General features: G+C 68.7%; 24 protein-coding genes. 9 read left to right on the top strand and 15 right to left on the bottom strand.

The window, feature by feature from the left end:
* Positions 1-32 precede the first annotated feature (32 nt).
* The 5 genes from trpD to trpE are packed head-to-tail and all read right to left on the bottom strand — an operon-like array spanning position 33 to position 4,627.
* Positions 33-1,055 carry an anthranilate phosphoribosyltransferase gene (gene trpD, locus CLU95_RS17865; RefSeq protein ID WP_099794849.1) on the bottom strand — a complete coding sequence of 341 codons (1,023 nt, stop codon included), beginning with the start codon at positions 1,053-1,055 and terminating at the stop codon, positions 33-35.
* 35 nt (positions 1,056-1,090) lie between these two features.
* Positions 1,091-2,149, bottom strand: coding sequence for a low-specificity L-threonine aldolase (gene ltaE, locus CLU95_RS17860; protein WP_099794848.1), 1,059 nt, complete (start codon positions 2,147-2,149; stop codon positions 1,091-1,093).
* A gap of 5 nt (positions 2,150-2,154) precedes the next feature.
* A complete protein-coding gene (locus CLU95_RS17855) occupies positions 2,155-2,739 on the bottom strand; it encodes an aminodeoxychorismate/anthranilate synthase component II (RefSeq protein ID WP_099794847.1) in 585 nt (194 codons plus the stop codon).
* Positions 2,736-3,128 carry a GxxExxY protein gene (locus CLU95_RS17850; RefSeq protein ID WP_056514741.1) on the bottom strand — a complete coding sequence of 131 codons (393 nt, stop codon included), beginning with the start codon at positions 3,126-3,128 and terminating at the stop codon, positions 2,736-2,738. The genes CLU95_RS17855 and CLU95_RS17850 overlap by 4 nt, the downstream gene beginning before the upstream one ends.
* Positions 3,125-4,627, bottom strand: coding sequence for an anthranilate synthase component I (gene trpE / locus CLU95_RS17845; RefSeq protein WP_099794846.1), 1,503 nt, complete (start codon positions 4,625-4,627; stop codon positions 3,125-3,127). The genes CLU95_RS17850 and trpE overlap by 4 nt, the downstream gene beginning before the upstream one ends.
* 329 nt (positions 4,628-4,956) lie before the next feature.
* Here trpE and CLU95_RS17840 point away from each other — a divergent pair, with 329 nt between their 5' ends.
* A complete protein-coding gene (locus tag CLU95_RS17840; RefSeq protein WP_099794845.1) occupies positions 4,957-5,562 on the top strand; it encodes a chalcone isomerase family protein in 606 nt (201 codons plus the stop codon).
* A 12-nt stretch (positions 5,563-5,574) separates the two neighbouring features.
* On the opposite strand, the gene CLU95_RS17835 is transcribed toward CLU95_RS17840, so the two are convergent.
* Positions 5,575-6,252 (bottom strand): phosphoglycolate phosphatase, encoded by a 678-nt coding sequence (locus CLU95_RS17835; RefSeq protein WP_099794844.1) that lies wholly within the window; start codon positions 6,250-6,252, stop codon positions 5,575-5,577.
* A 79-nt stretch (positions 6,253-6,331) separates the two neighbouring features.
* Between CLU95_RS17835 and CLU95_RS17830 the strand changes: the two genes are divergently transcribed.
* A complete protein-coding gene (locus CLU95_RS17830) occupies positions 6,332-7,564 on the top strand; it encodes an NUDIX hydrolase (RefSeq protein ID WP_099794843.1) in 1,233 nt (410 codons plus the stop codon).
* On the opposite strand, the gene CLU95_RS17825 is transcribed toward CLU95_RS17830, so the two are convergent.
* Positions 7,561-8,256, bottom strand: a complete 696-nt coding sequence (locus CLU95_RS17825; RefSeq protein WP_099794842.1) for a response regulator transcription factor — start codon at positions 8,254-8,256, stop codon at positions 7,561-7,563. The two genes, CLU95_RS17830 and CLU95_RS17825, sit on opposite strands and share 4 nt — an antisense overlap.
* Before the next feature lie 253 nt (positions 8,257-8,509).
* On the opposite strand from CLU95_RS17825, the gene CLU95_RS17820 reads away from it, so the two are divergent.
* Both CLU95_RS17820 and CLU95_RS17815 read left to right on the top strand, forming a co-directional pair.
* On the top strand, positions 8,510-9,835 hold the full coding sequence (locus CLU95_RS17820) for a DotU family type IV/VI secretion system protein (protein WP_099794841.1): 1,326 nt from the start codon (positions 8,510-8,512) through the stop codon (positions 9,833-9,835).
* 17 nt (positions 9,836-9,852) lie between these two features.
* The gene (locus CLU95_RS17815) at positions 9,853-10,968 is read left to right on the top strand and encodes a type VI secretion system protein (RefSeq protein WP_099794840.1); all 1,116 of its coding nucleotides are present in this window, start codon (positions 9,853-9,855) and stop codon (positions 10,966-10,968) included.
* Positions 10,969-10,987: 19 nt separating this feature from the next.
* On the opposite strand, the gene tssJ is transcribed toward CLU95_RS17815, so the two are convergent.
* Positions 10,988-11,506, bottom strand: coding sequence for a type VI secretion system lipoprotein TssJ (gene tssJ / locus CLU95_RS17810; RefSeq protein ID WP_099794839.1), 519 nt, complete (start codon positions 11,504-11,506; stop codon positions 10,988-10,990).
* Between the two features lie 71 nt (positions 11,507-11,577).
* Between tssJ and tssA the strand changes: the two genes are divergently transcribed.
* The 5 genes from tssA to CLU95_RS17785 all read left to right on the top strand — a co-directional run bounded on the left by tssA (position 11,578) and on the right by CLU95_RS17785 (position 15,971).
* Positions 11,578-12,609 (top strand): type VI secretion system protein TssA, encoded by a 1,032-nt coding sequence (tssA, locus tag CLU95_RS17805; protein ID WP_099794838.1) that lies wholly within the window; start codon positions 11,578-11,580, stop codon positions 12,607-12,609.
* 49 nt (positions 12,610-12,658) lie between these two features.
* Positions 12,659-13,171: a type VI secretion system contractile sheath small subunit gene (gene tssB, locus CLU95_RS17800; protein WP_099794837.1), complete on the top strand. Its 513-nt coding sequence runs from the start codon at positions 12,659-12,661 to the stop codon at positions 13,169-13,171.
* 61 nt (positions 13,172-13,232) lie between these two features.
* On the top strand, positions 13,233-14,726 hold the full coding sequence (tssC, locus tag CLU95_RS17795; protein WP_099794836.1) for a type VI secretion system contractile sheath large subunit: 1,494 nt from the start codon (positions 13,233-13,235) through the stop codon (positions 14,724-14,726).
* 152 nt (positions 14,727-14,878) lie between these two features.
* Positions 14,879-15,358 carry an Hcp family type VI secretion system effector gene (locus CLU95_RS17790; RefSeq protein ID WP_099794835.1) on the top strand — a complete coding sequence of 160 codons (480 nt, stop codon included), beginning with the start codon at positions 14,879-14,881 and terminating at the stop codon, positions 15,356-15,358.
* A gap of 76 nt (positions 15,359-15,434) precedes the next feature.
* Positions 15,435-15,971, top strand: coding sequence for a hypothetical protein (locus CLU95_RS17785; protein WP_099794834.1), 537 nt, complete (start codon positions 15,435-15,437; stop codon positions 15,969-15,971).
* Positions 15,972-16,034: 63 nt separating this feature from the next.
* Here CLU95_RS17785 and CLU95_RS17780 read toward each other — a convergent pair whose 3' ends face one another.
* From CLU95_RS17780 to CLU95_RS17750, 7 genes are all read right to left on the bottom strand, one after another.
* Positions 16,035-16,862 (bottom strand): PP2C family protein-serine/threonine phosphatase, encoded by an 828-nt coding sequence (locus tag CLU95_RS17780; protein ID WP_257214656.1) that lies wholly within the window; start codon positions 16,860-16,862, stop codon positions 16,035-16,037.
* A 40-nt stretch (positions 16,863-16,902) separates the two neighbouring features.
* Positions 16,903-18,576: a type VI secretion system-associated FHA domain protein TagH gene (gene tagH / locus CLU95_RS17775; RefSeq protein ID WP_099794833.1), complete on the bottom strand. Its 1,674-nt coding sequence runs from the start codon at positions 18,574-18,576 to the stop codon at positions 16,903-16,905.
* A 143-nt stretch (positions 18,577-18,719) separates the two neighbouring features.
* Positions 18,720-19,115: a DUF4150 domain-containing protein gene (locus tag CLU95_RS17770; RefSeq protein WP_099794832.1), complete on the bottom strand. Its 396-nt coding sequence runs from the start codon at positions 19,113-19,115 to the stop codon at positions 18,720-18,722.
* A gap of 31 nt (positions 19,116-19,146) precedes the next feature.
* A complete protein-coding gene (locus tag CLU95_RS17765; protein WP_099794831.1) occupies positions 19,147-19,797 on the bottom strand; it encodes a DUF3540 domain-containing protein in 651 nt (216 codons plus the stop codon).
* 52 nt (positions 19,798-19,849) lie between these two features.
* A complete protein-coding gene (locus CLU95_RS17760) occupies positions 19,850-20,899 on the bottom strand; it encodes a pentapeptide repeat-containing protein (protein ID WP_099794830.1) in 1,050 nt (349 codons plus the stop codon).
* Positions 20,896-23,526: a DUF2169 family type VI secretion system accessory protein gene (locus tag CLU95_RS17755; RefSeq protein ID WP_099794829.1), complete on the bottom strand. Its 2,631-nt coding sequence runs from the start codon at positions 23,524-23,526 to the stop codon at positions 20,896-20,898. The genes CLU95_RS17760 and CLU95_RS17755 overlap by 4 nt, the downstream gene beginning before the upstream one ends.
* On the bottom strand, positions 23,526-26,444 hold the full coding sequence (locus CLU95_RS17750; RefSeq protein ID WP_099794828.1) for a type VI secretion system Vgr family protein: 2,919 nt from the start codon (positions 26,442-26,444) through the stop codon (positions 23,526-23,528). Before CLU95_RS17750 ends, CLU95_RS17755 begins: the two co-directional genes overlap by 1 nt.
* Positions 26,445-26,476 lie beyond the last annotated feature (32 nt).

The raw sequence follows: 26,476 nt of genomic DNA, 5'->3' as shown, positions 1-26,476 counted from the left end.
TTGCTCTGCTTTCGGTGGCACGACGGCCGGATTCAGAAGGAGGTGGTGGCCGCGACCAGCTCGGCGAGCTTTGCCTTCGCAGCACCGGAGGCGATGGCCTGGCGCGAACGCTCCACGCCCGCCGGCACCGAGTCGACCACGTTGGCCGCGTACAGCGCCGCGCCCGCGTTGAGGAGCACGATGTCCAGCGCCGGGCCGGCCTGGTTGTCCAGCACGCCGATCAGCATGGTCTTCGACTGCTCGGGCGTCTCGACGCGCAGCGAACGGTTGCTCGCCATCTGGAAGCCGAAGTCTTCCGGGTGCAGCTCGTACTCGCGGATTTCGCCGTCCTTGAGCTCACCGATCATGGTGGACGCGCCCAGCGAAATTTCGTCCATGCCGTCGCGGCCGTAGACCACCAGCGCGTGCTCGGCGCCGAGGCGCTGCAGCGCACGCACCTGGATGCCGACGAGGTCGGGGTGGAACACGCCCATCAGGATGTTCGGCGCGCCGGCCGGATTGGTCAGCGGACCGAGGATGTTGAAGATCGTCTTGATGCCGAGTTCCTTGCGCACCGGCGCGACGTTCTTCATCGCGGGGTGGTGGTTCGGCGCAAACATGAAGCCGATGCCAACCTGCGCGATGCACTGCGCGATCTGCTCGGGCTTGAGGTTGATGTTGACGCCCAGCGACTCCAGCACGTCGGCACTGCCCGACTTGCTCGACACGCTGCGCCCGCCGTGCTTGCTCACCTTGGCGCCGCCCGCGGCCGCAACGAACATCGAGCAGGTCGAGATGTTGAAGGTGTGCGAGCCGTCGCCGCCGGTGCCGACGATGTCCACGAGGTTCGTGGTGTCGGCCACGGGCACCTTGGTCGACACCTCGCGCATCACCTCTGCAGCCGCGGTGATCTCGCCGATGGTTTCCTTCTTGACGCGCAGGCCGGTGATCAGCGCGGCCATCATCACGGGCGAACACTCGCCGCTCATGATGAGCCGCACGATGTGCAGCATCTCGTCGTGGAAGACTTCGCGGTGTTCGATGGTGCGCTGCAGCGCTTCCTGGGGGGTGATCATGAAGAGTCTCCTCGGTGTGTGCGTATCGGCAGGCCTCAGGCCCTGAAGAAGCCGCGGATTGCCGCGACCGCACGGTCGACGCCCGCGGCATCGACATCCAGGTGCGTCACGAAGCGCAGGCGGTACAGCCCGGTCGCGAGGATGCCCTGCTGGTTGAGGCTCGCGAGCAACTCCGAAGAACGCGCCTGCGCCGCCCCCGTGAGGTCGACGAACACGATGTTCGTGTGCGGCGCCTCGACGGTCAGGCCTTCGATGCCTTCGAGCCCTTGGGCGAGCCGTTGCGCCAGCGCATGGTCGTCGGCCAGGCGGTCGACATGGTGATCAAGCGCATGCGAGGCCGCAGCGGCAAGAAGGCCCGCCTGCCGCATGCCGCCGCCCGCCATCTTTCGGATGCGGTGCGCGCGCGCAATGAAGTCACGCGAGCCGACCAGCGCCGAGCCGATGGGTGCGCCCAGGCCCTTGCTGAAGCACACCGACACGCTGTCGAAGCACTGCGCGATGCGACGGGCTTCGGCGCGGATGTCGGTTCGTTTGTTCTGTGCCGCCTGCGCGGTGGCGGCATTGAAGAGCCGCGCGCCATCGAGGTGCCGCTGCAGTCCCTTGCGCTTGGCCAGATCGGTGGCCGCCTGCACGTAGTCGAAGGGCAGCAGCTTGCCGCCCAGCGTGTTCTCCAGCGCCAGCAGCTTCGTGCGCGCAAAGTGCGCGTCGTCGGGCTTGATGGCCGCCTCGATCTGCGCGAGCGGCAGCGTGCCGTCGGGCGCATGGTCGAGCGGCTGCGGCTGCACGCTACCGAACACCGCGGCACCGCCGCCTTCCCAGCGGTAGGCATGCGCCTGCTGGCCGACGATGTATTCATCGCCACGGCCGCAGTGCGACAGGATCGCGCACAGGTTGCTCTGCGTGCCGGTGGGCACGAACAGCGCCGCCTCGAAGCCCAACAGTGCAGCGATCTTTTCCTGCAGCGCGTTCACGCTCGGGTCGGCGCTGAAGACGTCGTCGCCCAGCGGTGCGGCCGCCATGGCCTCGCGCATCGCGGGCGTGGGCTGCGTGACGGTGTCGCTGCGCAGGTCGACGAGGGAGGAGCGGTCGGTCATGGGGATCAGTCCAGGAAGTTCTTGAGCATGGCGTGGCCGTGCTCGGTGAGGATCGATTCGGGGTGGAACTGCACGCCTTCGATGCGCACGTCGTGCGCAAAGCCGGTGTGCCGCACGCCCATGATCTCGCCATCGTCGGTCCACGCGGTGACAGCCAATGCTTTCGGGCAGCTCTCGCGCTCGATGGAGAGCGAGTGGTACCGGTTGACGATGAACTTCTGCGGCAGGCCCGCGAAGACGCCCTCTTGCGTGGTCGTGATCTCGCTGGTCTTGCCGTGCATGAGCTGCTGCGCGCGCACGATCTTGCCGCCGAAGGCCGCGCCGATGGCCTGGTGGCCCAGGCACACGCCCAGGATCGGCAGCTTGCCCGCGAAGGCCTCGATGGCCGCCACCGACACGCCCGCCTCGGCCGGCGAACACGGACCCGGCGACACCACCAGCCGCGTCACGCCCGAAGCGATCAGCTCGCCGATCTGCGCGACGGTGATCTCGTCGTTGCGATGCACCTGCACGTCCGCCCCCAGCTCGCCGAAGTACTGGACGATGTTGTAGGTGAACGAATCGTAGTTGTCGATCATCAGCAGTTTCATGGCTTGCTCACAATCCGGTGCACGCCCTTCACGACGGGGAACACGTTGAAGTTGATGAGAAGGCCCAGCTTCAGGCCCGACAGGCGCAATGCGGCCAGCACCTGCGCGCGATGCAGATCGGTCAGCACATCGACCGCCTTGAGCTCGACGATGACCGACTGCTCGATCACGAAGCCCGCGCGGTACACCTCGCCGAGCGAGCGGCCCTTGTAGCTGGCCGACAGCGCCACGTCGCGCGTGAAGCCGATCTCGCGTTCGGCAAGTTCGATGGCCAGCGCCGCGGCGTAGGCGCCCTCGTCGAGCCCCGTGCCAAGCACGCGCTGCACCTCGACGGCGGCGCCAATGATCTCGTGCGAGAAGTCGTTCTGAATGTCAGGTGCGTTGCTCATTCCAGGCCTTCCTCGACCAGTTCGGCGGCACGCAACAGTGCGCGCGCCTTGGCTTCTGTTTCTTTCCACTCCAGCTCGGGCACCGAGTCGGCGACCACGCCGGCTGCGGCCTGCACGTGGAGCATCTGGTCCTTCACGATGCCGGTGCGGATCGCGATCGCCACGTCCATGTCGCCCGCGTAGCTGATGTAGCCGCAGGCACCGCCATAGAGGCCGCGCTTGGTGGGCTCCAGCTGGTCGATGAGTTCCATCGCATGCACCTTGGGCGCGCCGGTCAGCGTGCCGGCGGGGAACGTGGCCTTGAGCACGTCGATGGCGGTCATGCCGTCCTTCAGCGTGCCTTCGACGTTGCTCACGATGTGCATCACATGGCTGTAGCGCTCCACCGCGAAGGCCTCGGTCACCTTCACGGTGCCGGTCTTGGCGATGCGGCCGATGTCGTTGCGCGCCAGGTCGATCAGCATCACGTGCTCGGCGCGCTCCTTCGGGTCGTTGATGAGCTCCACCTCGGCCGCCTTGTCGAGTTCGATCGACGCCCCGCGCGGACGCGTGCCGGCCAGCGGACGGATGGTGATCTTCTGTTCGCCGTCGCCCGTGTTCTCCTGGCGCACCAGGATCTCGGGCGAGGCGCCCACCACGTGGAAGTCGCCCAGGTTGTAGTAGTACATGTAGGGCGACGGGTTCAGCGACCGCAGCGCGCGGTACAGCGACAGCGGCGACTCGGTGTAGCGCTTGCTGATGCGCTGGCCCACCTGCACCTGCATGAAGTCGCCGGCGGCAATCATCTCTTTCGCGCGCTCGACAGCGGCGATGTAGTCGGCCTTGGCGAAGCTGCGCTCGGGCGGGTGCGCCTGTGTGGGCTTCACGACGGGCGCGCTCACCGAGTACTTGAGCTTGTCCTTCAGCTCGCGCAGGCGGCGCTTGCCCACGGCATAGGCCTCGGGCTGCTTCGGGTCAGCGTAGACGATGAGGTACAGCTTGCCCGACAGGTTGTCGATGACCGCGAGTTCTTCGCACTGCAGCAGCAGGATGTCGGGGCAGCCCAGCGTGTCGGGCGGGCAGCTTTTCTCGAGCTTGCGCTCGATGTGGCGCACGGTGTCGTAGCCGAAGTAGCCGGCCAGGCCGCCGCAGAAACGCGGCAGGCCGGGCCGCAGCGCGACCTTGAAGCGCTTCTGGTAGTCGGCCACGAAGTCCAGCGGGTTGCCCTTGGCGGTCTCGACGACCTGGCCGTCGGTCACCACTTCGGTGACGGCCTCGTCGCCGAAGCCGCTGGCACGCAGCAAGGTGCGCGCCGGCAAACCGATGAAGCTGTAGCGCCCGAAGCGCTCGCCACCCACGACCGACTCGAGCAGGAAGCTGTGCTTGCCGCCGCCCTGCGAATGGGCGAGTTTCAGATAGAGGGAAAGCGGGGTTTCGAGGTCGGCAAAGGCCTCGGCCATCAGCGGGATGCGGTTGTAGCCCTGGGCGCTGAGGCTCTTGAATTCAAGTTCGGTGATCACGGATCGTTCTCCAGTTGCCTGCCGGCGCTCCTTTGGCCGGTGGCAAGGTCATTCACTGGTGGCCCGGAATCGATGCGATCGATCCGGAACCGCGGGCGCACGGCGTGCGCCGTGCAATCAAACAGTCAGCGATGTATGGCGACGCCAGGGCCAGGCTCCCCGGCTGCCTTCACCTGTTTGAATGATGTGATGAACGAACATGGAGCGCTGAGTTTAGCCCACGACAACGAGGCCTTGTGCAACCGCTGGCTTCAGGGTTCCCCCGGAGCCTGCGACGTAAAACAAAAAGATACATTCGCACGACCGTTCGCAAATTCAAGGAGACCCACTTGTTCGCCCTCCCGCTCCCGGCCGTGTTCTCCCGCCTCGCGGCGCTCGTTTTTCTTTCCACCGTGCTCTGCACCGGCGCCTCGGCGGCGCAGGTCGACGTGGCCGGCGTCAAGCTCGAAGACCAGATGGACCTGCGCGGCGCACCGCTGGTGCTGAACGGCGCGGGCATCCGCTACAAGACCATCATCAAGGTCTACACGGCCGGGCTGTACCTGGGCAAGAAGGCCTCGACCACGGAAGAGGCGCTGGCCGTGCCGGGCCCCAAGCGCGTGGCGATCACCATGCTGCGCGACATTGACGCCAACGAGCTTGGCAAGCTCTTCGTCAAGGGCGTGGAAGACAACTCGCCCAAGAGCGAGATGGTCCACCTGATCCCCGGCCTGCTGCGCATGGGCCAGATGTTCGCGGACCAGAAGCAGCTCAAGGCCGGCGACACCTTCACCATCGACTGGGTGCCCGGCACCGGCACGCTGATCACGGTGCGCGGCGTGCCGCAGCCCGACCCGGTGAAAGAGGTGGCGTTCTTCAATGCGCTGATGCGCATCTGGCTGGGACCAAACCCCGCCGACTGGAAGCTGAAGGACGCGCTGCTCGGAAAGCAGTAAGCAGGCAGCTCGTCAGGCCGCCGCGAGGTCGGCCAGCGAATCCACGAACCCGTCCGCATCCACGCCGCGCACCGGCTCGCCGTGGTTGTAGCCGTAGGTGACGAGCACCACGGGGCAGCCGGCGGCGCGCGCGGCACGCGCGTCGTTGCTCGAGTCGCCCACCATCAGCGTGCGCGACGGCACCGTGCCCAGCGCCTCGCAGGTCTTCAGAAGCGGCAGCGGATCGGGCTTCTTGCGCTCGAAGGCATCGCCGCCGAACACCTGCTCGAAGAAACCGTCGAGCCCCTTCGCGGCCAGCAGCGGCTTGGCGAAAGCCGTCGGCTTGTTCGTGAGGCAGGCCAGCCGCAGCCCGCGCGCGCGCAGCGCCTTCAGGCCTTCGACCACGCCGGGGTACGCGGCCGAGTGGCGGCCGTTGATCTCCAGATAGTGGTGCTGGTAGCGCTCCCAGGCGCGATCGAACAGTGCAGCCGGGGCCGGCGCGCCCACGTGCGCCAGCGCCGACAGGATCAGGTGCTCCGAGCCCTTGCCCACCATGCGTTCGATGGCGGTGGGCGGCACCGGCGGCAGGTCGAGGTCGCGCAGCATGCGGTTCAGGGCCTCGGCGAAGTCGCCGAGCGTGTCGACCATGGTGCCATCGAGGTCGACGATGGCGGCGTCGAAGCGGGAAAGGTCGGTGCGAAGAGTGTCCAAAACAGGCGGCTCCCAGGGAGCGAAGTGGGTGGTGGATGCGCGAGGCACGCATTCTCCCCCGGCCGCAAAATAGGCGCCCATGACTTCCACGACGCCCCCGCCCGCCGCCCCTCGCCCCATCCGTACCGCCGCCACGCTGGTCGTGCTGCGCGACGGCCCCGACGGCCTCGAAGTGCTGATGCTGCGGCGGGCCGAAAAAGCCAACGACCAGAACAGCGGCGCCAGCGTCTTTCCGGGCGGCATGGTCGATGCGCACGACCGCCTGCTGCACCCGCTGTGCACAGGCCTGGACGACGCCGCCGCGAGCGCGCGCCTGGGTCTGCCCGAAGGCGGGCTCGACTTCCATGCCGCGGCGATCCGCGAATGCTTCGAAGAGGCCGGACTGCTGCTCGCGAACGATGCGCAGGGCCGCCCGGTCGAGCTGCTCACGCTCACCTCGGGCGAACTCGACGCCATGCGCGCCGCCGCCGAACGCAGCACCGACGCCCAGCTCGCGCTGTGCGCGGACCGGGGCTGGTGCCTTGCCGTCGATCGCATCGCGTACTTCAGCCACTGGCTGACCCCGCCCGGCATGCCGCGCCGTTTCGACACGCGCTTCTTCGCAGCGGCGATGCCCACCGGCCAGGCCGTGCGCCCCGACGGTCGCGAGACCGTCGAGCACCTGTGGCTGAAGCCTGCCGACGCGGTCAGCCCCGCGCGCGGCCTCAAGCTGTTGAACGTGACGCGGCGCGTGCTCGAACAGCTGGGCACCTTCGCCTGCGTCGACGACTTCATGACCCATGCGCGCGCACTGCGCCGCATTCCATTGACCATGCCGCGGCTGGCCGACGGTCCGGCAGGCCGCCGGCCGGTGAACATGGAAGAACCCGCCTACGACGAGATCGGACACCTCGACCCCGACGGCCAGGGCGGCGGTCGCTATGCGCTGGAAGCGGGCCTCGTCACGCCGCTGTCCGCGCGCGTGCTGCGCGTCGTGCACGACAGCGGTCTCAACAGTTTTCTCGTCGGCGGCACCGACGGCTGGGCGCTGATCAACCGCGTGCCTGGCGACGCGGCACACGAGGCCGCGCTGCGGGTTGCGGCGCCCGGGCCGGTGCGATGGGTGTTGTCGGCTGACGCTGCGCCGCAGTCCCTGGACCTTGGCGGCGCCACGCTCCATGTGCTGGGCGCACGGCACTTCCTTCTGGCCGAAGAACGCATGCTGTTCACGGACGACGCAAAGGAGCCCGTGTCCGAGACAGATCACCTCGTCGAATGGATCGTGCCCTCGCGCGGCTTCATGCGCCGCCCGGCGTCGGCTGTCGCCGACTAAGCCTGCTGCGCTTCCGTCAACGCCTGCGCCGCCACCACCGCCTCGGTGCGGTTGCGCACGTTGAGCGCGCGGAAGATGGCTGCGAGGTGGATCTTCACCGTGCCTTCGCTGATGCCCAGGCTGCGCCCGATCAGCTTGTTCGGCTTGCCTTGCGACAGCAGCTGCAGCACCTCGACCTGCCGCTCGGTCAGCACGCTGCGCAGGTGTTCCAGGGTCTGGGTGCCGCCGCCATTGCCGCGCGCAAAAGGCTCGCCCGCCGCGGCAGACGAGGCCGACACGCCGGCCACGATGCCCGGCGGCAGCGCCGTGAGCATCATCGGCGGCACATACACGCCGCCCGCCAGCACCAGGCGCACCGCCGACAGCATGACTTCGGGCGAGTAGGCCTTGGGAATGAAACCGAGCACGCCGCGTTCGAGCGCGCTGCGCATGATGGACGGGTCTTCGTAGCCCGACAGCACGATCACGGGCACGGCCGGGTGTCGTCGCCGGATCTCGTCGATGTGGGCCTGCCCGTCCGCGCCGGGCATGTTGAGGTCGATCAGGGCCAGGTCGAGATCGTCGGTCGCGCCGGCAAGCAGTTCGTCGACGCTCAGCGCCAGGACGAACTCGATGCCGGCACCCAATTCCGACAACTTGGCTTTGACCGCCTCGATGACGAGCCGGTGGTCGTCGGCGATCAGAATTTTCATGGCATACCCCGGTGTCCCAACGTCAATGTGCATTGGATTCTTCTGCGACTGCGAAGATAACGGCGATTGCCCCGCCCCACAAGGCCGCTGCGCCCTACCAACGGCATAGACCCCAAGCGGTATGGCGGCCCGGTGGGCCCGTTGAAAAAATGAACGCCCACTCGAACCACCGGGGACATGGGCATGTGCGATCGCTGCAGACGCCGGTGCACGGCATGCTTCGCAATGCACGCTTGAGAAGCGGGCATCCCTCATGGCCCGCCTGCTCGACTGCTTCTCGCCCTTCATTGCCTTCGGTCTCGGCCTGGACGCATCGATCGCCGCCGGGCAGCCCACCCTTCCCCATGGCGACGCCCAGCGCGAGGCCCTGCGCCTGCTCGATATCGCACGCACCGACGCCAAGGTGGCGGGCGCCAGCGCGGCGCAGATCGAATCGGCCGCCTTCGCGATGGTCGCGTGGCTCGACGAGATCCTGGGGCGCCACCCCGATGCGGTGGACGGCGCCGCGCCGCTGCAGGTGCAGCTGTTCAACTCCAACAACGCGCACAGCGAGTTCTTCCACCACCTCTCGGCTCTCGGCGCGCAGGACCACGCGGTGCGCGAGGTCTACTGGCACGCGCTGGCGCACGGCTTCAAGGGCCAGTACTACTTCGAATCGGGCGACGAAGGCGAGCTGGGCAAGCTGAAGGACCTGCACGGTCGGCAGCTGCAGCCGCCGCCGCTCGAACTCGGCAGCCTCGCGCAGGACCGCATCACGCCGCAGCCCTATGGCGTTCCCGACCCGCGCGGCCCGGCCGACATGCGGCGGCGCGACCGCACCGTGCTGCGCACCGGCACCGCGCTCGCGCTGCTGGTGCCTGCGTTGTTCCTGCTGTGGCACTGGCTGGCGGGGCCGCCGGCCGCCGGCACGGCGCTCACGCAGCGCATCGACCGGCAACTCGCCAGCTATGCCTGCGCCGACCTCGAAGCCTCGATCGACCCCGACGGCCGCCCGCGCGTGACCGGCTTCGTCTCGCAGCGCGACGACCTGCTGAAAGTGGCGGACGACGTCGCGACCATTCCCGGCGTGCGCGCGCCGCAGTTCGACATCGGGCTGCGCGTGTGGCCGCACTGCGAGGTGTTCGCCATCCTCAAGCCCTCGCAGGCGCGCAACCGCCAGAAGGGCTACGGCCTGAGCGTGAGCGCCCCGTCGGCCAGCGAGGGCAGGCTGCGCGAGGGCGATCCGGTGCGCGTGCAGGTGGTGGCGCCGCACCACGAGAGCTACATCTGGGTCGACTACTACACCGCCGACGGCTCCGTGATGCACCTGAACACCGGCGCGGCCCCGACGCGGCTGCGCGCGGGCGAGACGCTGGAGCTGGGGCGCGACATCCCGTCGAGCTGGCTCGTGAGCCCGCCCTTCGGCAACGTGCTGATCACCGTGCTGTCGGCGCCGATGCCGTTCAGCGAAACCTCCGACCGACCGCCGTACGAAATGGCCTCTGCCTACCTGCTGCGCCTGCGCGAGGCGCTGGCGGCCAGCAAGAACAGCGAGCGGCTCATCGCCGATTTCATCTCCCTCGAAACCATGGCGCGCTGACCGGCCCCGTCCTTCCCATGTTCGACACGCTCTCGCCCGCACACCTCTTCTGGCCCTTGCTTGCGGCCTGCCTCATTGGCCTGGCGCTGCTGTACGCCGCCGTGCGCGACGCCGGCCGCGGCGCCCGGCGCCGGGGGCTGCTGCGGCGCGTCGATGCGCTCGGTGCGCCCGCCGACCACACCGCGGTCGATGCGCTGAAGGAAACCATGGCGCAGGCGCGCACCTCGCTGCGGCAGGCGCCGCGCACGCGGGCGACGGCGCCGTGGTTCCTCTTCATCGGCGGCCCGGCCACCGGGCTGCCGGGGCTGCTCTCGGCCGCCCGCGCCGAATGCGTGGCGCCGCCCACGAACGAGACGCCCGGCGCCCCCTGGTGGCGCTGGTGGACCACCGGCGCGCTGACGGCCATCGAGCTGCATCCCGACGCCATCGGCGACCGGGCCGGCACGGCGCCCGCGCGCGGGCTCTGGCTGCAGTCGCTGCTCGCGATCGCCGAGCGGCGCGAACGCCTGCCGCTGCACGGCGTGGTGGTGTGCGTGGCGGCCGGCGACCTGCTGCACGGCGACCCGGCCCTGCGCAAGCGCGCCACCGCGAACATGCGCCGCCTGCTCGACGAGGCCAGCGACACGCTGCGCCTGCAGCTGCCGGTCTACCTCGTCGTGACGGGCCTCGAAGGGCTGAAGGGCTACGCCACGCTGCGCGCCGCGCTGCCGCCCGAGGTGCTCGCACAGGCGCTCGGCCACCGGGTGGAACACCCGTTCGCGGCGCACGCCACGCGCGCCGCCGACCGGCTCGATGCACTCTTCGATCCGCTCGTGGCGCAACTGCACGGCCTGCGCATGGCCCTGCTGCGCGAGCAACCAGGCCCTGCGGGTCGGCTCGCGCTGCATGGCTTCGTGGAGAGCGTGCGCACCTTGCAGCCGGCCTTGCGGCAGGTGGCGCAGGGGCTGTTCGAGGGGCACGGCAAGGGGGTGCGCGCGCCGCGCTGGCGCGGGCTGTACCTCACGGCGACGGCGTCGGAGAACGGCACGGGCGCCGCGTTCGTGAGCGACCTGTTCGGCCGCTTCCTGCCGGCGGACCAACCGCTGGTGCGACCCGGGCGCTTTGCGCCCACGGTGCCGGCGGAACTGCGCTGAGGCCGCCGTGCGGCTGGCGCTACTTGGCCGCAGCGTCCACGCGGATCTGCCGCGCGCCGAAGGTCACGTTGAGCACCTGTGCCTGGCCCGGCGTGACCGCGCGCACCTCGCGCCAGCGCGCGCGGTCGAGGTCGCGGAACGCGGCCATCACGCCGATCGCCTTGGCATCGGCCGGCAAGGTGAGGTCGAGCTTCTTGCTCTCGCCGGGGCGCAGCAGCATCTCTTCGCGCTGCACCAGTTCGGCGCCGAGCGTGGCCTGGTCTTTCTCGAACAGCGAGAAGAAGTCGGCACCTTCGAAGGGCCCCGGCGTCTTGAGCGCGTAGACGCGCACCGTGAGCGGCGAGGCGCGCCCGCGCGCATCGGGGTTGGCATCGGCGGCGGCGGTGAGCGTGATCGAAATCGGCGTGACCACCGGTTTGCTCGCGCAGCCCGCCATCAAAAGACCCGCTGCAGCAAGGCCAAGGGCTGCGATACGGCGCCGCGATGCGGCAGCAAGAAGGCCCTCATAGGACGAATGGTGTGTACCCAACGTGCGCATGCTATTCCCTTCGTTGCATTGACCGGTCCTGACGCATCTTTGATTATCACCAGCGAACTCGAACAGGCAACATGCTGACTCCACAACTCGTCGACGCACTGCTCACGCCCATCGGCGAGGCCTCGCCTTGCGGGGACGACCTGGAGTACGACGCGGACTTCATGGCGCTCACCGCTGCGGCGCAGGGCAAGGCCGAACAGCAGTTCGGCGACACCGTGATCCCCGCCGTCGAACCCGACTGGCGCAACGTGGCCGAACGCGCCGATGCGCAACTGCGCCGCAGCAAGGACGTGCGCGCCGCCGTGCTGCTGCTGCGCGGCGCCACGCGCCTGCAAGGCACCGTCGGCTTCGCCACCGGCCTGCAACTGCTCACCTCGCTGCTCGACACCTTCTGGGACGGCATACATCCAAAGCTGGATGCGGACGACGACAACGACCCCACCATGCGCCTGAACGCGCTCGCACCGCTGGGCGACGAAAGCATGGTGTTGCGCGACCTGTACGACGCCCTGGTGGGCAACGCGCCCGGCGTGGGCCCGATCCGCGTGCGCGACATCGCGATTGCGCACGGCGTGCTCAACGCCGTCGGCGGCGAGGCCACCTACTCGTCCGCGCAGGTGCATGGCGGGCTCGAGGCCCTGCACGCGGCGAACCCCGAACAGCTGCAGGCTGCCATCGGCCTTCCCGCGCTGCTCGACCGACTGCAGAAGCTGCTGGGCGAGCGCACCGGCCGCACCGATGCGGTGGACCTCGGCACGCTGCGCACCGTGTCGCGCACGGTCGCCAAGGCCTGCACGGCGGCAGCCGGCGCGCCCGAAGCGTCTGTCGATGAGGCAGCCGCCGCAGACGGCGACGCACCCGCCGGCAACGCCACCCGCCCGCCCGCAGCGCGCGGCGAGATCCAGAACCGCCAGGACGCGGTGCAGATGCTCGACCGCGTGATCCGCTACCTCGAACAGGCCGAGCCCGGCAACCCCGCGCCGCTGCTGATCGAACGCGCCAAGAAGCTCATCGGCGTGAGCTTCCTGGACATCATGGCCAACCTCGCGCCCGGCGCGATGGACACCATCGAGACCGTGACGGGCAAACGCCAGTCCGAATGACCGCCCCCGTTTCCACCCGTTCCCCTTCATTCCCGCAAGGAGCATCGCCATGGCCAAGAGCAGTCAGAAATTCATCGCACGCAACCGCGCGCCCCGGGTCCAGATCGAGTACGACGTCGAGCTGTACGGCGCCGAGAAAAAGATCCAGCTGCCCTTCGTGATGGGCGTGCTGGCCGACCTGTCGGGCAAGCCCGCCGACCCGCTCGCCGCCGTGGCCGACCGCAAGTTCCTCGAGTTCGACGTCGACAACTTCGACGCCCGCATGAAGGCCATGAAACCGCGCGCCGCCTTCGCGGTCGAGAACTCGCTCACCGGCGAGGGCGACCTCAAGGTGGAGCTCACCTTCGACAGCATGGAAGATTTTTCGCCCGCCGCCGTGGCCCGCAAGGTGGGCGCGCTGAACAAGCTGCTCGAAGCGCGCACGCAGCTGTCGAACCTGGTGACCTACATGGACGGCAAGGGCGGCGCCGAAGACCTGCTGGCCAAGGTGCTCGAAGACCCGGCCCTGCTGCAGACGCTGGCCGCCAGCAAGAAGCCCGAGGACGGCGACGCCGCCGCCTGAGCCTCACCCCCGCCTTCCGATTTCCTGACAGACACACACCGGTACACGAGGAGAAACCATCATGGCCGACGCACTCGAGCAGAGCGCACTGAAAGACGTTGCGTATGCGGGAAGCGACTTTTCGTCGCTGCTGCAAAAAGAATTCAAGCCGCGCAGCGACGAAGCCAAGAGCGCCGTCGAAGCCGCCGTGCTCACGCTGGCGCAGCAGGCGCTGAGCAACAGCACCGTCATCGGCAAGGACGTGACCCGGTCGATCCAGGCCATGATCGCCGCGATCGACGCCAAGCTCACCGATCAGGTGAACAAGATCATCCACCACCCCGACTACCAGAAGCTCGAGAGTGCGTGGCGCGGCCTGCACTACATGGTGAACAACACCGAGACCGACGAGAACCTGAAGATCCGGGTGATGGACATCTCCAAGGTCGAGCTGGCCAAGAACCTCAAGAAGTTCAAGGGCGCGGCCTGGGACCAGAGCCCGATGTTCAAGAAGATCTACGAGGAAGAGTACGGCCAGTTCGGCGGCGAACCCTTCGGCGCGCTGGTGGGCGACTACCACTTCGACCAGAGCCCGCCCGACGTCGAGATGCTCGGCGAGATGGCCAAGATCGCCGCCTCGGCCCACGCGCCCTTCATCACCGGCGCCAGCCCCAACCTCATGCAGATGGAGTCGTGGCAGGAGCTGGCCAACCCACGCGACCTGACCAAGATCTTTTCCACGCCCGAGTACGCCGGCTGGCGCAGCCTGCGCGAGTCGGACGACTCCAAGTACCTGGGCATGTGCATGCCGCGCTTCCTGGCGCGCACGCCCTACGGCGCCAACACCAACCCGGTGGAAGAGTTCGACTTCGAGGAAGACACCGCCGGCGCCGACCACAGCAAATACGCCTGGGCCAATGCCGCCTATGCAATGGCGACCAACATCAACCGCTCGTACAAGCTGTACGGCTGGGGTTCGCGCATCCGCGGCATCGAGTCGGGCGGCGCGGTGGAAAACCTGCCGCTGCACACCTTCCCCAGCGACGACGGCGGCGTGGACCAGAAGTGCCCCACCGAGATCGCCATCAGCGACCGGCGCGAGGCCGAGCTGTCCAAGGCCGGCCTGCTGTCGATGATCCACCGCAAGAACTCCGACTTCGCCGCCTTCATCGGTGCGCAGTCGCTGAACAAGCCGGCCGAGTACGACGACCCCGACGCCACGGCCAACGCCAACCTGGCGGCGCGCCTGCCCTACCTCTTTGCCTGCAACCGCTTTGCGCACTACCTGAAGTGCATCGTGCGCGACAAGGTCGGCAGCTTCAAGGAGCGCGAGGACATGCAGCGCTGGCTCAACAAGTGGATCATGAATTACGTGGACGGCGACCCCGCCAACTCGTCGGAGATCACGAAGTCGCAGAAGCCGCTGGCGGCGGCCGAGGTGGTGGTGGAAGAGGTCGAGGGCAACCCGGGCTACTACACCTCCAAGTTCTTCCTGCGCCCGCACTACCAGCTCGAAGGCCTCACGGTCTCGCTGCGGCTGGTGTCCAAGCTGCCGACGGCCAAGGGCGGCGCCTGAAAAAAATCTGCGGAATCTTCTTGAAATCCCGCTTCCGTTTCGTTCTATGAGTAACTGCCGGACATCGAGACTTCCCCCTCGGCACCGGCAGCCAATTTTTTCGTTTCGATCATCAACTGCCCGCATGCAGTCGGGCTCCAAGGAGTAGGAACATGTCTTCTGACTTTCACATCAAGTTCGACGGCGTCACTGGTGAATCCACCCACAAGGATCACAAGGACGAGATCGAAGTCCTGTCCTGGTCATGGGACGTGAGCAACGCCTCGGGCGCTTCCTCGGGCGGCGGCTCGGGCAAGGGCAAGGCGACGCCGGGCAGCTTCAGCTTCGTGCACACCTTCGACAAGGCATCGCCGGTGCTGGCCAAGAACTGCGTGAGCGGCAAGCATTTCAAGGACGCCGTGCTGACCTGCCGCAAGGCCGGCGACGGCCAGGGCGAGTACCTGAAGGTCACGATGAAGGAAGTCTTCATCTCCCACGTCGCGCCGGCCGGCTCGCAGGGCGGCGACGTGATGGAAAACGTCGCGGTGAGCTACAAGGACATCGAGTTCGCCTACAAGGCCCAGAACGACAAGGGCGCCACCACGGGTGACGTGAAGTTCGGCTGGAATACCTCTTCCACCGAAATCCGATAAGTCCCCTTCCGGCGCTGCGCGACAACGAGGACCGGGCCCCGGTGCCCGGTCGCGCCCGCCAGCCCAAGGAGCACACATGGCACACACGTACATCACCAAGCTGGGTGGGTCGGCCTACAACCTCGACTGGGCAGTGGGTGGCACCGGCACCAACGGCCAGGCCGACGTCATGCTGATCCAGTCACTGTTCAACATCCTGTACTTCGACCACGAAGGCAACCCGGGCGAGGGCCGCTCGCAACGCTACTTTCCGCCCGGGGATACGGCAGCACTGGTGGTCGACGGCCGCTACGGTCCGCTGACGCAGCGCTACATCGACCACTTCCAGGACACGTTGCGCGCGGCGGACGCCTGGAGCATGCGGCCGGACCATCGCATGGACCCGTTCTTCGGATCGTCGTACAGCCCGATCCAGCACGAGCCCTATGCGCTGACCCTGCTGTCGCGGTACTGCCACTTCGGCGACCTCGACACCGGCGTGTATTCGTACCGCGACCTGCCGAACAACCCGGAAACGCCGATCGGGCTGCGCAATGCGCTGCACCAGCGCAAGAAGGTCCCGGCGCAATACGCCTACCACCCACCGAAGAAGAAGCCGGTCTTCAATCCCTGAGGACGCCGATATCGGTGCATCGAGACAACGCCGCCTTCAAGGCGGCGTTTTTTCTGTGTGCCCTCAGGGCAGCGTGTCGCCGGGTGCCGTGCCTGCAGTCCCCGGCGCCGGCTGCTCGTCGGTGATGGTGAGTAGCCGTGTCTCGTCGCTGTCGTCCCGGATCACCCACAGCACCAGTGCCGTGTAGTTGTCGTGGCCGGGCTTGGCATTGGCCTTGATCTGCGCGTCGAGCAGCTCGGTCCACTGGCTCGGCGTGCGCGAGGCGTGCAGCGTGTCGACCAGGCACTCGTCGCCCAGCGGCTCCCACACGCCGTCGCTGCACAAGAGCAGCACGTCGCCGGGCACCAGGCGCATGCGGTCGGACACCGCGATGTCGGGCGCCTCCTCGATCGAGCCCAGTGCCGACAGCAGCATGTTGCGCTGCGGATGCAGGCGCGCACCCTCTTCGTCGAGCATGCCGCCCGCGACCATCTGCTGCACCAGGCTGTGGTCGGTGGTGCGCGCCACGATGGCCCCGCCGCGGAACAGGTAGGCGCGGCTGTCGCCGCTGTGGACCCAGGCCAGCGCCTCGCGCTCCAGGTCGATCACCGCGAACACCACCGTGGAGCGCATGCCGGCGAGCTTGCCGCCTTCGGCCTGGCGCGCCACCACATCGAGGTTGGCGCGTTCGACCAGCGCGCGCAGCGTGGCCTCGTCCAGCGAGGGCGCGGTGGAGAAACCGCCGAGCATGCTGGCGCGCACCGTGGCGGCCGCCACGTCGCCGCCGCCGTGGCCGCCCGCGCCGTCGGCCACCAGGCAGGCGACGTAGCGCTCGTCGTGCCAGTGTCCGTGCACGTCCTCGTTGTAGGTGCGGCCGCCCTGCCGGGAGAGCGTGACGATTTCGATTTCCAAGCGGGGTGCCTCGCGTGTGCTGGGGTGGTTCTGGGGGTCTTCAGGTGTCGGACTTGAGGCGCGCCATCTGCTCTTCGTAGGCCGCGAGGAAGGCCTTGCCGAAGAGGCTGTGGAAGTCGTCCTCGGCCTCGCTCGCGATGCCGCCGTAGAGCGCCACGAACTGGTCCCAGAGCTTGGCCTTGCGGTTGGCGGCAAAGAGCGCGTCGAGCGCAGTCTTGGCGCTGATCTTCTTCTCGAGTTCGGCCGGCTCGAAGCGCCCGATGACATGGGCCAGCGCCGCGCGCATGCCCACCATCACGCCGAACTGGTGCGCGCGCAGGTCGTCGAAGGCGTCGCGCATCGCGGCCTCGGGCGGCATGAAGCCGCGCACGCCGGGCCCCAGCAGATGCGCCAGCGCGACCTCGACCGTGGGCGAAAACTTGAGCGGGTTGTTGGCCTGCGACGCGATCATCGTGACCTCGGCGCGCACCTCGCGCTTGAACTCCTGGCGCGTGAGCAGAAGCTGCAGCGTGCCTTCGGTGGACGTACGCAGCATCGCGCCGATGCGCTCCATGAGGCCGGGCGTGAGCATCTCGGGCGGCTGGTGCGTGCTGGCCAGGCCGCGCAGGAAGGCAGCGAGCAGTTCGTCGTCGGAGGCGGTGCGTGTGTGCGAGGCTGCCGGGGTTGCTGGCGGTGCGACGTACACGGGAGGCGGTGGTGGCGGGGGCGGTGGCGGCTCCGCGACACGGCCGGCGTTCTCGGGCCCGCTGATGCGGATCGGCTGGCCCGTCATGTCGTCGAAGTTGGACAGCGGCGCAGCAACTGGCGGTGGTGGCGGTGGCGGCGTGATCGCCTTCGGCGGCGCAAATCCGAACTGGTCGATCGGCAAATGATCGGAACGCGGCACCGGCGTGGCGGGCGCGGTGCGTTGGAAGGCGGCCATCGGGTCGGCGTCCGACGCGGTGTTGGGCTGCAGCAGCGGATCGGCCAGCGGCGACAGCGCAAGCGGATCGCCACCGATGCCGCCGGCTCCGGCCGTGCCGCCGAACAGCGAATCGATGCTGGCCGCCTTGCCGTGCGCGGGCGGTGCGCCCAGGTCCGAGAAGTCGTCGAGCGCGCCGAGCCCGGCGGCGGGTGCGGCCGACGGCGCGGCGCCCAGCAGGTCGGCGAAGGGATCGATCTGCGCGGCCTGCGCATTGCGCGAGCCGGTGGCCATCGGGTCGGGGAACAGCATCGCATCGGCCGATGCCGCAGCAGATGCGGCAGGCGCCGGCGCCGCAGGTGCGGCGGCAGGTGCGAGGCCCGCCAGCAGATCGGCAAAAGGATCGTCGCTCGATGACGACGCAGCCGCCGCAGGCGCGGCCGAGGCACCGCCGAACATGGTGTCGGGAATGGCCTGTGGCGAAGACGGCGCCGCCGCCGCAGCCATCACGCGCACCGCGAGCTCGAAGCTGCCCACCACCAGGCGCGCGCCGTCGGTCAGCACGGCCTCCTTGCCGGAGCCCAGCGACACGCCGTTGCACTGCATCGGGTTGCTGCCGCGGTCGATGACGACGTACTGTCCGTCGCGGCACAGCACCTGCGCATGCACGCGCGACACGGTGCGATCGGGATCGTCGAGCACCAGCGTGTTGGTCTCCGCACGGCCGATGGTTCCGCCGTGGGGACCGAACTCCGCGGCCATCGGCGGCCCCGCCGGGAGGCCTTGCCGGGTGACAACAGTGATTTGAATCATGAACCGGCCCTCAGGGCGACGCCCAAACGCTGCTTGCATGCGGCAAGCCAGGAAACGCTGAAGGAGTATTCATTTCGGGTGCCGCGTTGGCAATCTCGCCGGAAGAGGTATGCCTTTCAAGGGGACCGAGCCGTTCAGGGCCGCTACGGCGCCAGCAGCAGCACCAGCGCCTGGCTCGGCACGACGCGCACGCCGGGGCAGTTGGTGCTGTTCTGCAGCGAGACGCTGGTCAGGCGCGTGGCCGGCATGCCGCAAAAGAGCACGGTGAAGGCGGCCGTGAGGTGACGGCTCGGCCCCATCACCGTGCCCGAGGCCACGCCCATCATGACGCCGGCGTTGTCGCCGTTGGTCATCGGAATGGTGGTGCCCAGGTTGTGTGCCGGCATGCCCATGAGGAGGATGGTCGGGCAGTTGGGAATCGCCATCGGCCCCATCGCGATGTTGGGGTACGGCACGGGAATGGGCGACGGCGCAGCCGGCGTGATGCAGACATCGGGAAAGCCCATGTCGGTGCCCATCATCTGGCAGTTGGCGAACATGTCGGACTCCGGTTGCGGTGATGGGTGCGGCTCAGCCGAAATGGATCTGGCCGCCGCGCGCCTTCACGAGGTCCTGCCCGTTCAGCAGCAGGTGCTGGCCGGAGATGCGCGCCAGTTGCTCCGCCTCGCATTCGAGGTGCGTCGCCTGCACGCGGTCGATGCCCTCGGTGGTGCGCACGTGGCTCTTGCTGAAGTGCGCCACCCGCTCGAAGACCGTCGAGAACACCGAGCCCACGAGCTTGATGGTGCTGCCGATGAAGTGCAGCTTCTGCCCGACCCATTGCGTGTCGTCCACGGCGACTCGGGCGGTCTGCGCACGCAACGCGAAATGCTCGGCGGCCAGCGTGAGCGCGCCGCCCTCGACCTCCAGCCGCGTCGGCCCCTGGCAGCGCAGCACGTTCTCCACATCGTCTTCACGCTGCAGCACGGCCACCACCCACAGCTCGTCGGGTGCCACCAGCAGGCCGGCCACGGTGTCGCCCATGCAGGGCTCGAGCAGGCAGCTGACGGCCCGCCGGCCGCGCACGCGCTGCGACCCGCTGGCGATGGTGAAGCCGCCGTCGTCGCTGGCGACGACCAGGCCGACGCAATGCTGGGCCAGCATCGGCCCGGCCGGCACGCCGCCGAGGTCGACGGTGCGCTTGCGGGGCACCGTGGCGGTGCTGTTGCTGCTGTGTGTCATGGAAGATCTCCTGGGAGCATGTGAGGTGCGGGCGAGCGGTGCGGCGTGGCCTTCAGCCAACCACCGCCCAGCGTTCGGCCTTGGCCAGTTCGGGATCGGTTTCGAGCGCGCGGGCGCGGTCCGTCATGCGGGCGTTGTCGGTGGTGCTGCCGTGCAGGCAGGCGCGCAGCAAGGTGGCCTGGCGCAGGTCGGCGCCGCTCAGGTCGGCGTGGCGGAAATCGGCGTAGGTCAGCTCGGCCCCTACCAAACTGGCGCCCGTCAGTTGCGCTTTCGCGAAGTGGCACTGGTACAGGTCGGCCTCGTCGAAGCGCGCGCCCTGGAACTGGCCCGCCGTAAAGAGCGACTGCCGCAGCTTGGCGCCGCTGAAGTTCGCCTGTGCGCCCTGCGCCTCGCAGAACAGCACGTGGCTTCCGTGGGCGCGCGAGAAATTGGCGCCGCCGACCCGCGCACCCTGGAAGTTGCACTGCTGGATCGATGTGCCTGAGAAGTCCGCACCGCTCAGGTCCGCCGAAGAGAACTGGCAGCCGTCGAGCACCAGCCCCACGAAGGAGCGGCCGGGCATCGCACTCTGGATGAAGGCACTGCGCGTCATGCGGGCGCGGGCCCAGGTCAGCTGCGCGAAGTCGCACTGCAGCACCGTCGTGTGCTTCCAGTGGGTGTCGTCGGCGTTCACGTCGAGCAGCGACGTCTCGGTGAACGTCGCCGCTTCCAGGTCGGCACCGGCCAGGCTGGCGTGGTCGAGCTTGCAGCGCGACACCGTCGCCATGCCGAGCCAGGCCTGCCCCAGCTGGGCGTGCGCGAGCGCGCATTCGCTGAAGGTGGCGTTGTGCAGGTTCGCGCCGCGAAAGTCGGCGTGGTCGAGCTTGCAGCGGTTGAACACGGCACGGCGCAGGTTGGCGCCGCTGAACATCGCGCCGTCGAGCGTGCACTGGTCGAACACGCTCTCGCGCAGGTCCGACTCGCGGAAGTCCGCGTCCTGCAGGTCGGCCTGGGTGAACACGCCGCCGCCCAGGAAGGTGCGGGCGAACTGGCCCTTGCGCAGGTTCAGGCCGTCGACCGGTTCGCCCATGCTCAGGGCAAAGGAGAGCGTCTCGGCTTTCACAGCGGTCGCTCCGCGGCGTACTGCGCCTGCTGGTCGGGCGACAGGCGCGGCCAGGTGCGCACGCGCTCGAGCAAGGCGCCGTCGAAGCGCACGTCGCCGTCGAGCTTGGTGCGCGACAGGTCGGCGCCGAACAGGTTGGCCTGGCGCAGGTCGGCGCTGCGCAGGTCGGCATGCTGCAGCACGGCGTCCTTGAAGCTCGCACCCGCCAGCCGCGCACGGGCCAACCCGGTGCGGCGCAGCAGCGCGCCTTCGAGGTTCGCCAGCCGCGCGTCGCAGCCGTCGAGCTGGGCCAGCGACAGGTGCGCGCCCGTGAGCTGCGCCTTGACCAGCTTGGCGCCACGCAGATCGACCTCGGCCAGGTTGGCGTTCTTGAGGCTGGCCTGCGACAGGTCGGCGCCCACTAGCGAACAGGCCTTGGCGAACACGACGCCGTCGAGCTGCGCGCCTTCGAGCCGCGCGCCGGCCAGGTTGCATTGGAGAAAGGTGGCGGCGCCCAGGCGCGCGCCGCGCAGGTCGATGCCGCCCAGGTCGCACTCGATGAAATTGCTGCCCGTGAGGTCGGCCTCGGTGAGCTGCAACCCCTGCAGCTTCAGCTTGTAGAAGAGCGACTGCGCGCCCTGCACGCGGCTCCAGTCCGCCACGCCCCAGGTGGTGTCGAGCAGGTGCGCCCCCGCGATGCGCGCGCCGCGCAATTGCGTGCTCGCCAGGTCGCAGCCGCTGAACATCGTGCCGGCCAGCGTGGCGTCGTCGAGCACGGCGCCGGCCAGGCTGGCGCGCCCGAGGTTGGCCGCCGTGAAGTCGGTGCCGATGGCCACCGCCTTGTCGAGCTTCGCGTGTGCCAGCACGGCCCGCGCAAAGCAGGCGCCCGACACGTTGGCGCCCTGCAGGTTGGCGCTCTCCAGCCAGGCATCCGTGAAGTTCACGTCGCGCAGGTCGAGGGCCGACAGGTCGGCGCCCGTGAGGTCGATGCCCGGCAGGTTGCGCAGCCCGTGGTCGAGCATCCACTTGAGCTGCGTGCGGCCGTCGAGGGCGGCCTGCCCTTGCAGCGAGTACGCGGGCGGCTGCAGATGGGCGCTTTGCAGGTAGGTGGCGCGCTCCGCCGCTTCGCGCTGGCCCAGCTTGCGCTCGACCACGGCAGCATCGAACACGGCGCCCTGGCTGCGCTGGGCCATCAGTTCGGCCATGTGCCGATCGGCGTTGTAGCGCGGCGGTCCGCGGTGCGCGAGCTTCTTCAGGTCGACCTTGCCCGCGTCTTCCAGGTCCATGGCGCGCTTCAGCTCGTCGACGATGCGCTCGACGCCGGCCCACTGCTGCACCCGCGCTTCCTCGCGCTTGGCCTTGATGTAGGCCGGCAGTTCGGCCAGGGGTGGTGTTTTTTCCGGCGGCGGCAACTGCAGGCCCAGCGCATCGGGGTCTTTGCCCTGCGCGGCGGCGGCTTCGCGGGCGAGCTGGATTTCCATCTCGGCGCGGCGGCGCTGCGCGTCGCCTTGCAGGCCGTCCATCTGGAAGGCCTCCTGCACCTGCTCGCTCGACGGATCGGTCATGTCGATGCCGCCCGGCAGCAGGTCGGTGTCGTTCAAGGCCTCGATGCCGCCGTCCACCGGGTCGCTGCGGCGCGCGAGCACATCGACGTAGTGGGCGTCGTCCTTCGCTTCGCCCAGGCGCTCCACGCCGCCGAGCACGGCGGCGATGTCACTGCCGTCGTCCTCCGCGCATTCGGCCATGCCGTGGAAGACCAGCACCATGCGCTGCGCATGCGGAAAGAACCAGACGGTCGTGAGGCGCATCGGCACTTCGCGCAGCTTCTGCTGCTGCGGCGCGCCCTTGCCGCCGGCGAGGTTGTAGTTGACGAACATCCGCACGCGCAACGCAGGCAGCCGGCCTTCGATGCGGCTTTGCGTGGGATGCAGGTTGTCCAGCGCAAAGGGCTCGTCGCCCTTCAGCGGCGCGGCCAGCCACTGGTCGCTGGGGGCGAGGTTGAAATGCTTCCAGTCGAGGTCCGGCGGAAAGCCCGGCGAATGCGCCTGGAGGTAGGTTTCGTCGTAGGTGCCGCGGTAGGTCACGCGCTGCGGGTGCACGGTGTCGAGCGGGCCGAAGCCGGCGGGAATGACTTCGGAGCGCGGCGTGAGCACGCGCGACCGCGGCAGCTCCAGGTTGGGCAGCCAGCGCCGCCCCTGCGTCTCGACACGCCCCGCGCCCACCGCATTGAGCGCGTAGTCGGGGCCGCCGTAGGCCTTGTCCCAGGTCAGCGGAATCGGCTCCACAGCGGCAGGCGGCACGGCCTTGGGCGTGTCGCCGTCCCAGTAGCGGTTGGCGAAAGCGAGGATGGTTTTTTCGGTGCCGCCCAGGCGCACGCGCACAGCGCAACCCTGCGTGGCTTCGGGCCCCGGGTACGCATGGCCGTGCACCAGGAATTCGGGCGTGAGCTTGGCAATGCCCTCGTCGAGCATCGGCACCGCCATCTCGCCGGCCACGAAATTCCACAGCGACTGCTCGCCCCAGATCCGCCCGCGGTCGCCCTGCTCGAAAGGCACATGCAGGAAGCCGCTCAGGCACAGGCCGAAGCGCTTGCGGTACTCGACCGCGCGACTGAGCAGCCCCAGCGACAGCGGCTTGTATACCTGCATCAGCCGCCTCCCGATCCGCCGCCTGATCCGCCTCCCGATCCACCACCTCCTGATCCGCCATCCGACGGGCCGGGTGCAGGCGGCGCAGTCGGTGGTGCCGGCTGCGTGGGCGCCGCCTTGGCCGCCTCGTGCGGGGCTGGCGGGCCCGGTGGCGTTGCGACGGTGGCCGGCAACGCGGCATCGCCGGCGAGCGCGCCGATGCCTGCGCCGATCAGCACGCCGCCCGGGCCGTAGGCCGCACCGGCCACGGCACCGATGGCCGCGCCCGCACCGGCCCGGCCCTGCGCCAGCCGGCGATCGGCCGCCGTGGCCATCTCGTTCAGCTTGCTTTGCAGCACCGGCATGTCGTCGAGTTCGGCCGCCGTGTCGCGCAGCGCCTTGGCCGCGTCGGCATATTGCTGCAGCGTGGCGGCGACGCCGGACACCCCCATGGCCGCGGCGCCCAGCCCGGCCAGTGCCGACACCGCCACCATCGCACCCGCCGCCGCGCCACCGCCGGCACCGGGGTTGACGACCTTGATGCCGGTCGAGTCGATGTCGAAGGCCGACAGGCTCAGGTCGAGCGCGCCGATGTTGCCCATGCGCAGGCCCGCGCAGTTCTCCATGCTGATGGCCAGGGCGTTGTCGATCGAGGCGCCCATGAAGTTGCCCATCTGCAGGCCCAGGAAGGTGCTGGTCGCCAGGCCCATGTTGGCTTCGTTCGACATGCCCAGGTAGCCGCTGCTGTTCGAGCCGAGCACGGTCGTGTTGGAGCCGGTCGAGGTCTGGTTGATGTTCGCGTACGACATCAGGTCGACGTCGCCCGCGCTCACGATCTTGATGCCCGAGGTGGCCGCGATCATGTGGCTGCCGCCGCTGGTGTCCTTGCGGTCGGCGGCCGAGGCGACGCTGATGTTGCCCGAGGCGCCGATGCCCAGCGTGCCCACCGCCAGGGTCACGGGGCCCGAGGTGAGCGCCAGCGAGGCCGAGTACTGCGTCATGGCGCCGGTGACGTTGGTGTTCAGCGTCTGGCCGATGATCATGTCGACCTTGCCGGCGATCTGGTTGAACTGGCCCTTGTCGCCGACGATGTTCTGCTGGTGCTGGCCGATGTGGTTGTACTGGCACCAGGTCACGTTGGTGTGCTGGTGCTGGTGAATGATGTTGCGCTGGTCCTTGTCGACCTCGCGCTTCTCGTTGCCGATGGTGTGGACCGTGCGGTCGTTGTCCACCGTGATGCTCTGGTCGTGGCCCACGGTGATCGAGTCGTCGACCTCCACGGAGCGGGACATGTTGCGCTCGGCGTGGATGTTGACCAGCTCCTCGCCCTTCTTGTCCTCGAACATGATCTCGTTGTAGTTCGCGTTGCCGCCGCCCGGCGTGGAGCGCGTCTTGAAGCCGCTCTGCGTGGCCGACTTGTATGGGATCGGCTGGTCGTCGTTGTAGACCCGCCCCACGATGATCGGCCGGTCGGGGTCGCCGTTCATGAAGTCGACGATCACCTCCTGGTGGATGCGCGGCGCGAAGTAGCCGCCCCAGCCCTTGCCGGCCCAGGGCTGCGAGACGCGGATGCGGCAGGTCGACTTGTCGTCGCGTTCGTCGTAGCGGTCCCAGTGGAAGTGCACCATCACGCGGCCCATCTCGTCCACGTCGTGCTCCTTGCCCTTGCCGCCGACCACGATGGCGCTTTGCGGGCCCGGCATGGTCACGCGCGGCGTGAGCCGCGGCGGGCGGAACGAGGTCTTGGCCGGCAGCGCCGTGATCAGGAAGGTACCGGTGCCGCGCGTGGCGTTGCGCAGCGCCGGCGTGCTGCGGATCATCTCGACCAGCGGCGCCAGGCAGTCGACATTCACCGCGTCGGCCGCGATGGCCTCGCGCAGCACCTCTTCGACGGGCTGCGAGGCGCCCTCCTGGCCCAGGCCTTCGTAGCCCGGGTGGGTCACGGCGAAGATGCAGCCGCCGATCAGGTAGTCGCCGTTGCGCGTGCCGTCGGGGTCGCCCTCGAGCGTGAAGCTGCGCCCGGCCGCGACGTCGGGCCAGTGCGTGATCGCCCAATGCAGCTGGCGGCGCGCCATCATCTCGTCGGCGCGGTGCGAAACCACCACATCGGATTCCTTCGGCTTGAAGTAGCCGCCGGGGTACTCGAAGACCTCGAGGCTCGAGAGCTCGTGGTCGTCGGCCACCGTGGCAGTGGGCTTGAGCACGCGGTTGATCGCCTTGTAGTCGGTGTCGCGCGAGGCATAAGTGCCCGACTGGAACTGGCGCGCGCTGACCCACTGCTCGAACTCGTTGAAGCGCGCCTCGCCCGCGCCCTTGGGCATGAAGCGCATCACGCCGGACACCGGCAGCGCGGCGTGCGCCATGTCGCTCGCATCGGACAGGCACATGGTGCCGGGCGTGTCGTGCGCGTCGAACCAGTAGTAGATGCCTTCGTCTTCCAGGATGCGCGAGAGAAAGCTGAAGTCGCTTTCCTGGAACTGCACGCAATAGCGGCGCGGGTCGTGCGTGGCGATCACGCCGTCGATGTTGGTCTTCTTGATGCTGGTGATGGGGCTGTCTTCGAACACCGCCTCGAGCACCTCGAGCACCGGCTTGTCCTGCAGGATGCGCGAGTTGATGCGCTTGGTGAGCAGCCAGAACCACGAGCGCAGGCTGATGCGGTATTCAAAATAGCGCCCGATCTGCGCCATGCGCGTGAAGCGCACGGCATGGCCCTTGGCGTGGCGTTCGTGCTTGCCCTCGTCGGCATCGAAGAACTCGATCACCACGTCGAAGGCCCGCCCGAGGATGTCGCTGGCCGAGAGGTCCTCGCGCGCCGACAGCACCGTGAGCTCGTAGCTCGACGGCCGCGCCAGTCCCTCGTGCCCGACGATGCGCCAGAACTTCAGGTCGTCGTTGGCGGGGGAATCGCTGTCGATGCGGAACTCGAGGTCGGCCATCTTGTGTCTCTGGAGGTTGGGGCGTCCGGTCG

This window comes from Variovorax sp. 54 (assembly GCF_002754375.1).
In the GTDB taxonomy this organism is placed as follows: Bacteria; Pseudomonadota; Gammaproteobacteria; order Burkholderiales; family Burkholderiaceae_C; genus Variovorax.
Note: the sequence above shows the minus strand (reverse complement) of the source record. Positions and strands in the feature narration are given on the sequence as shown.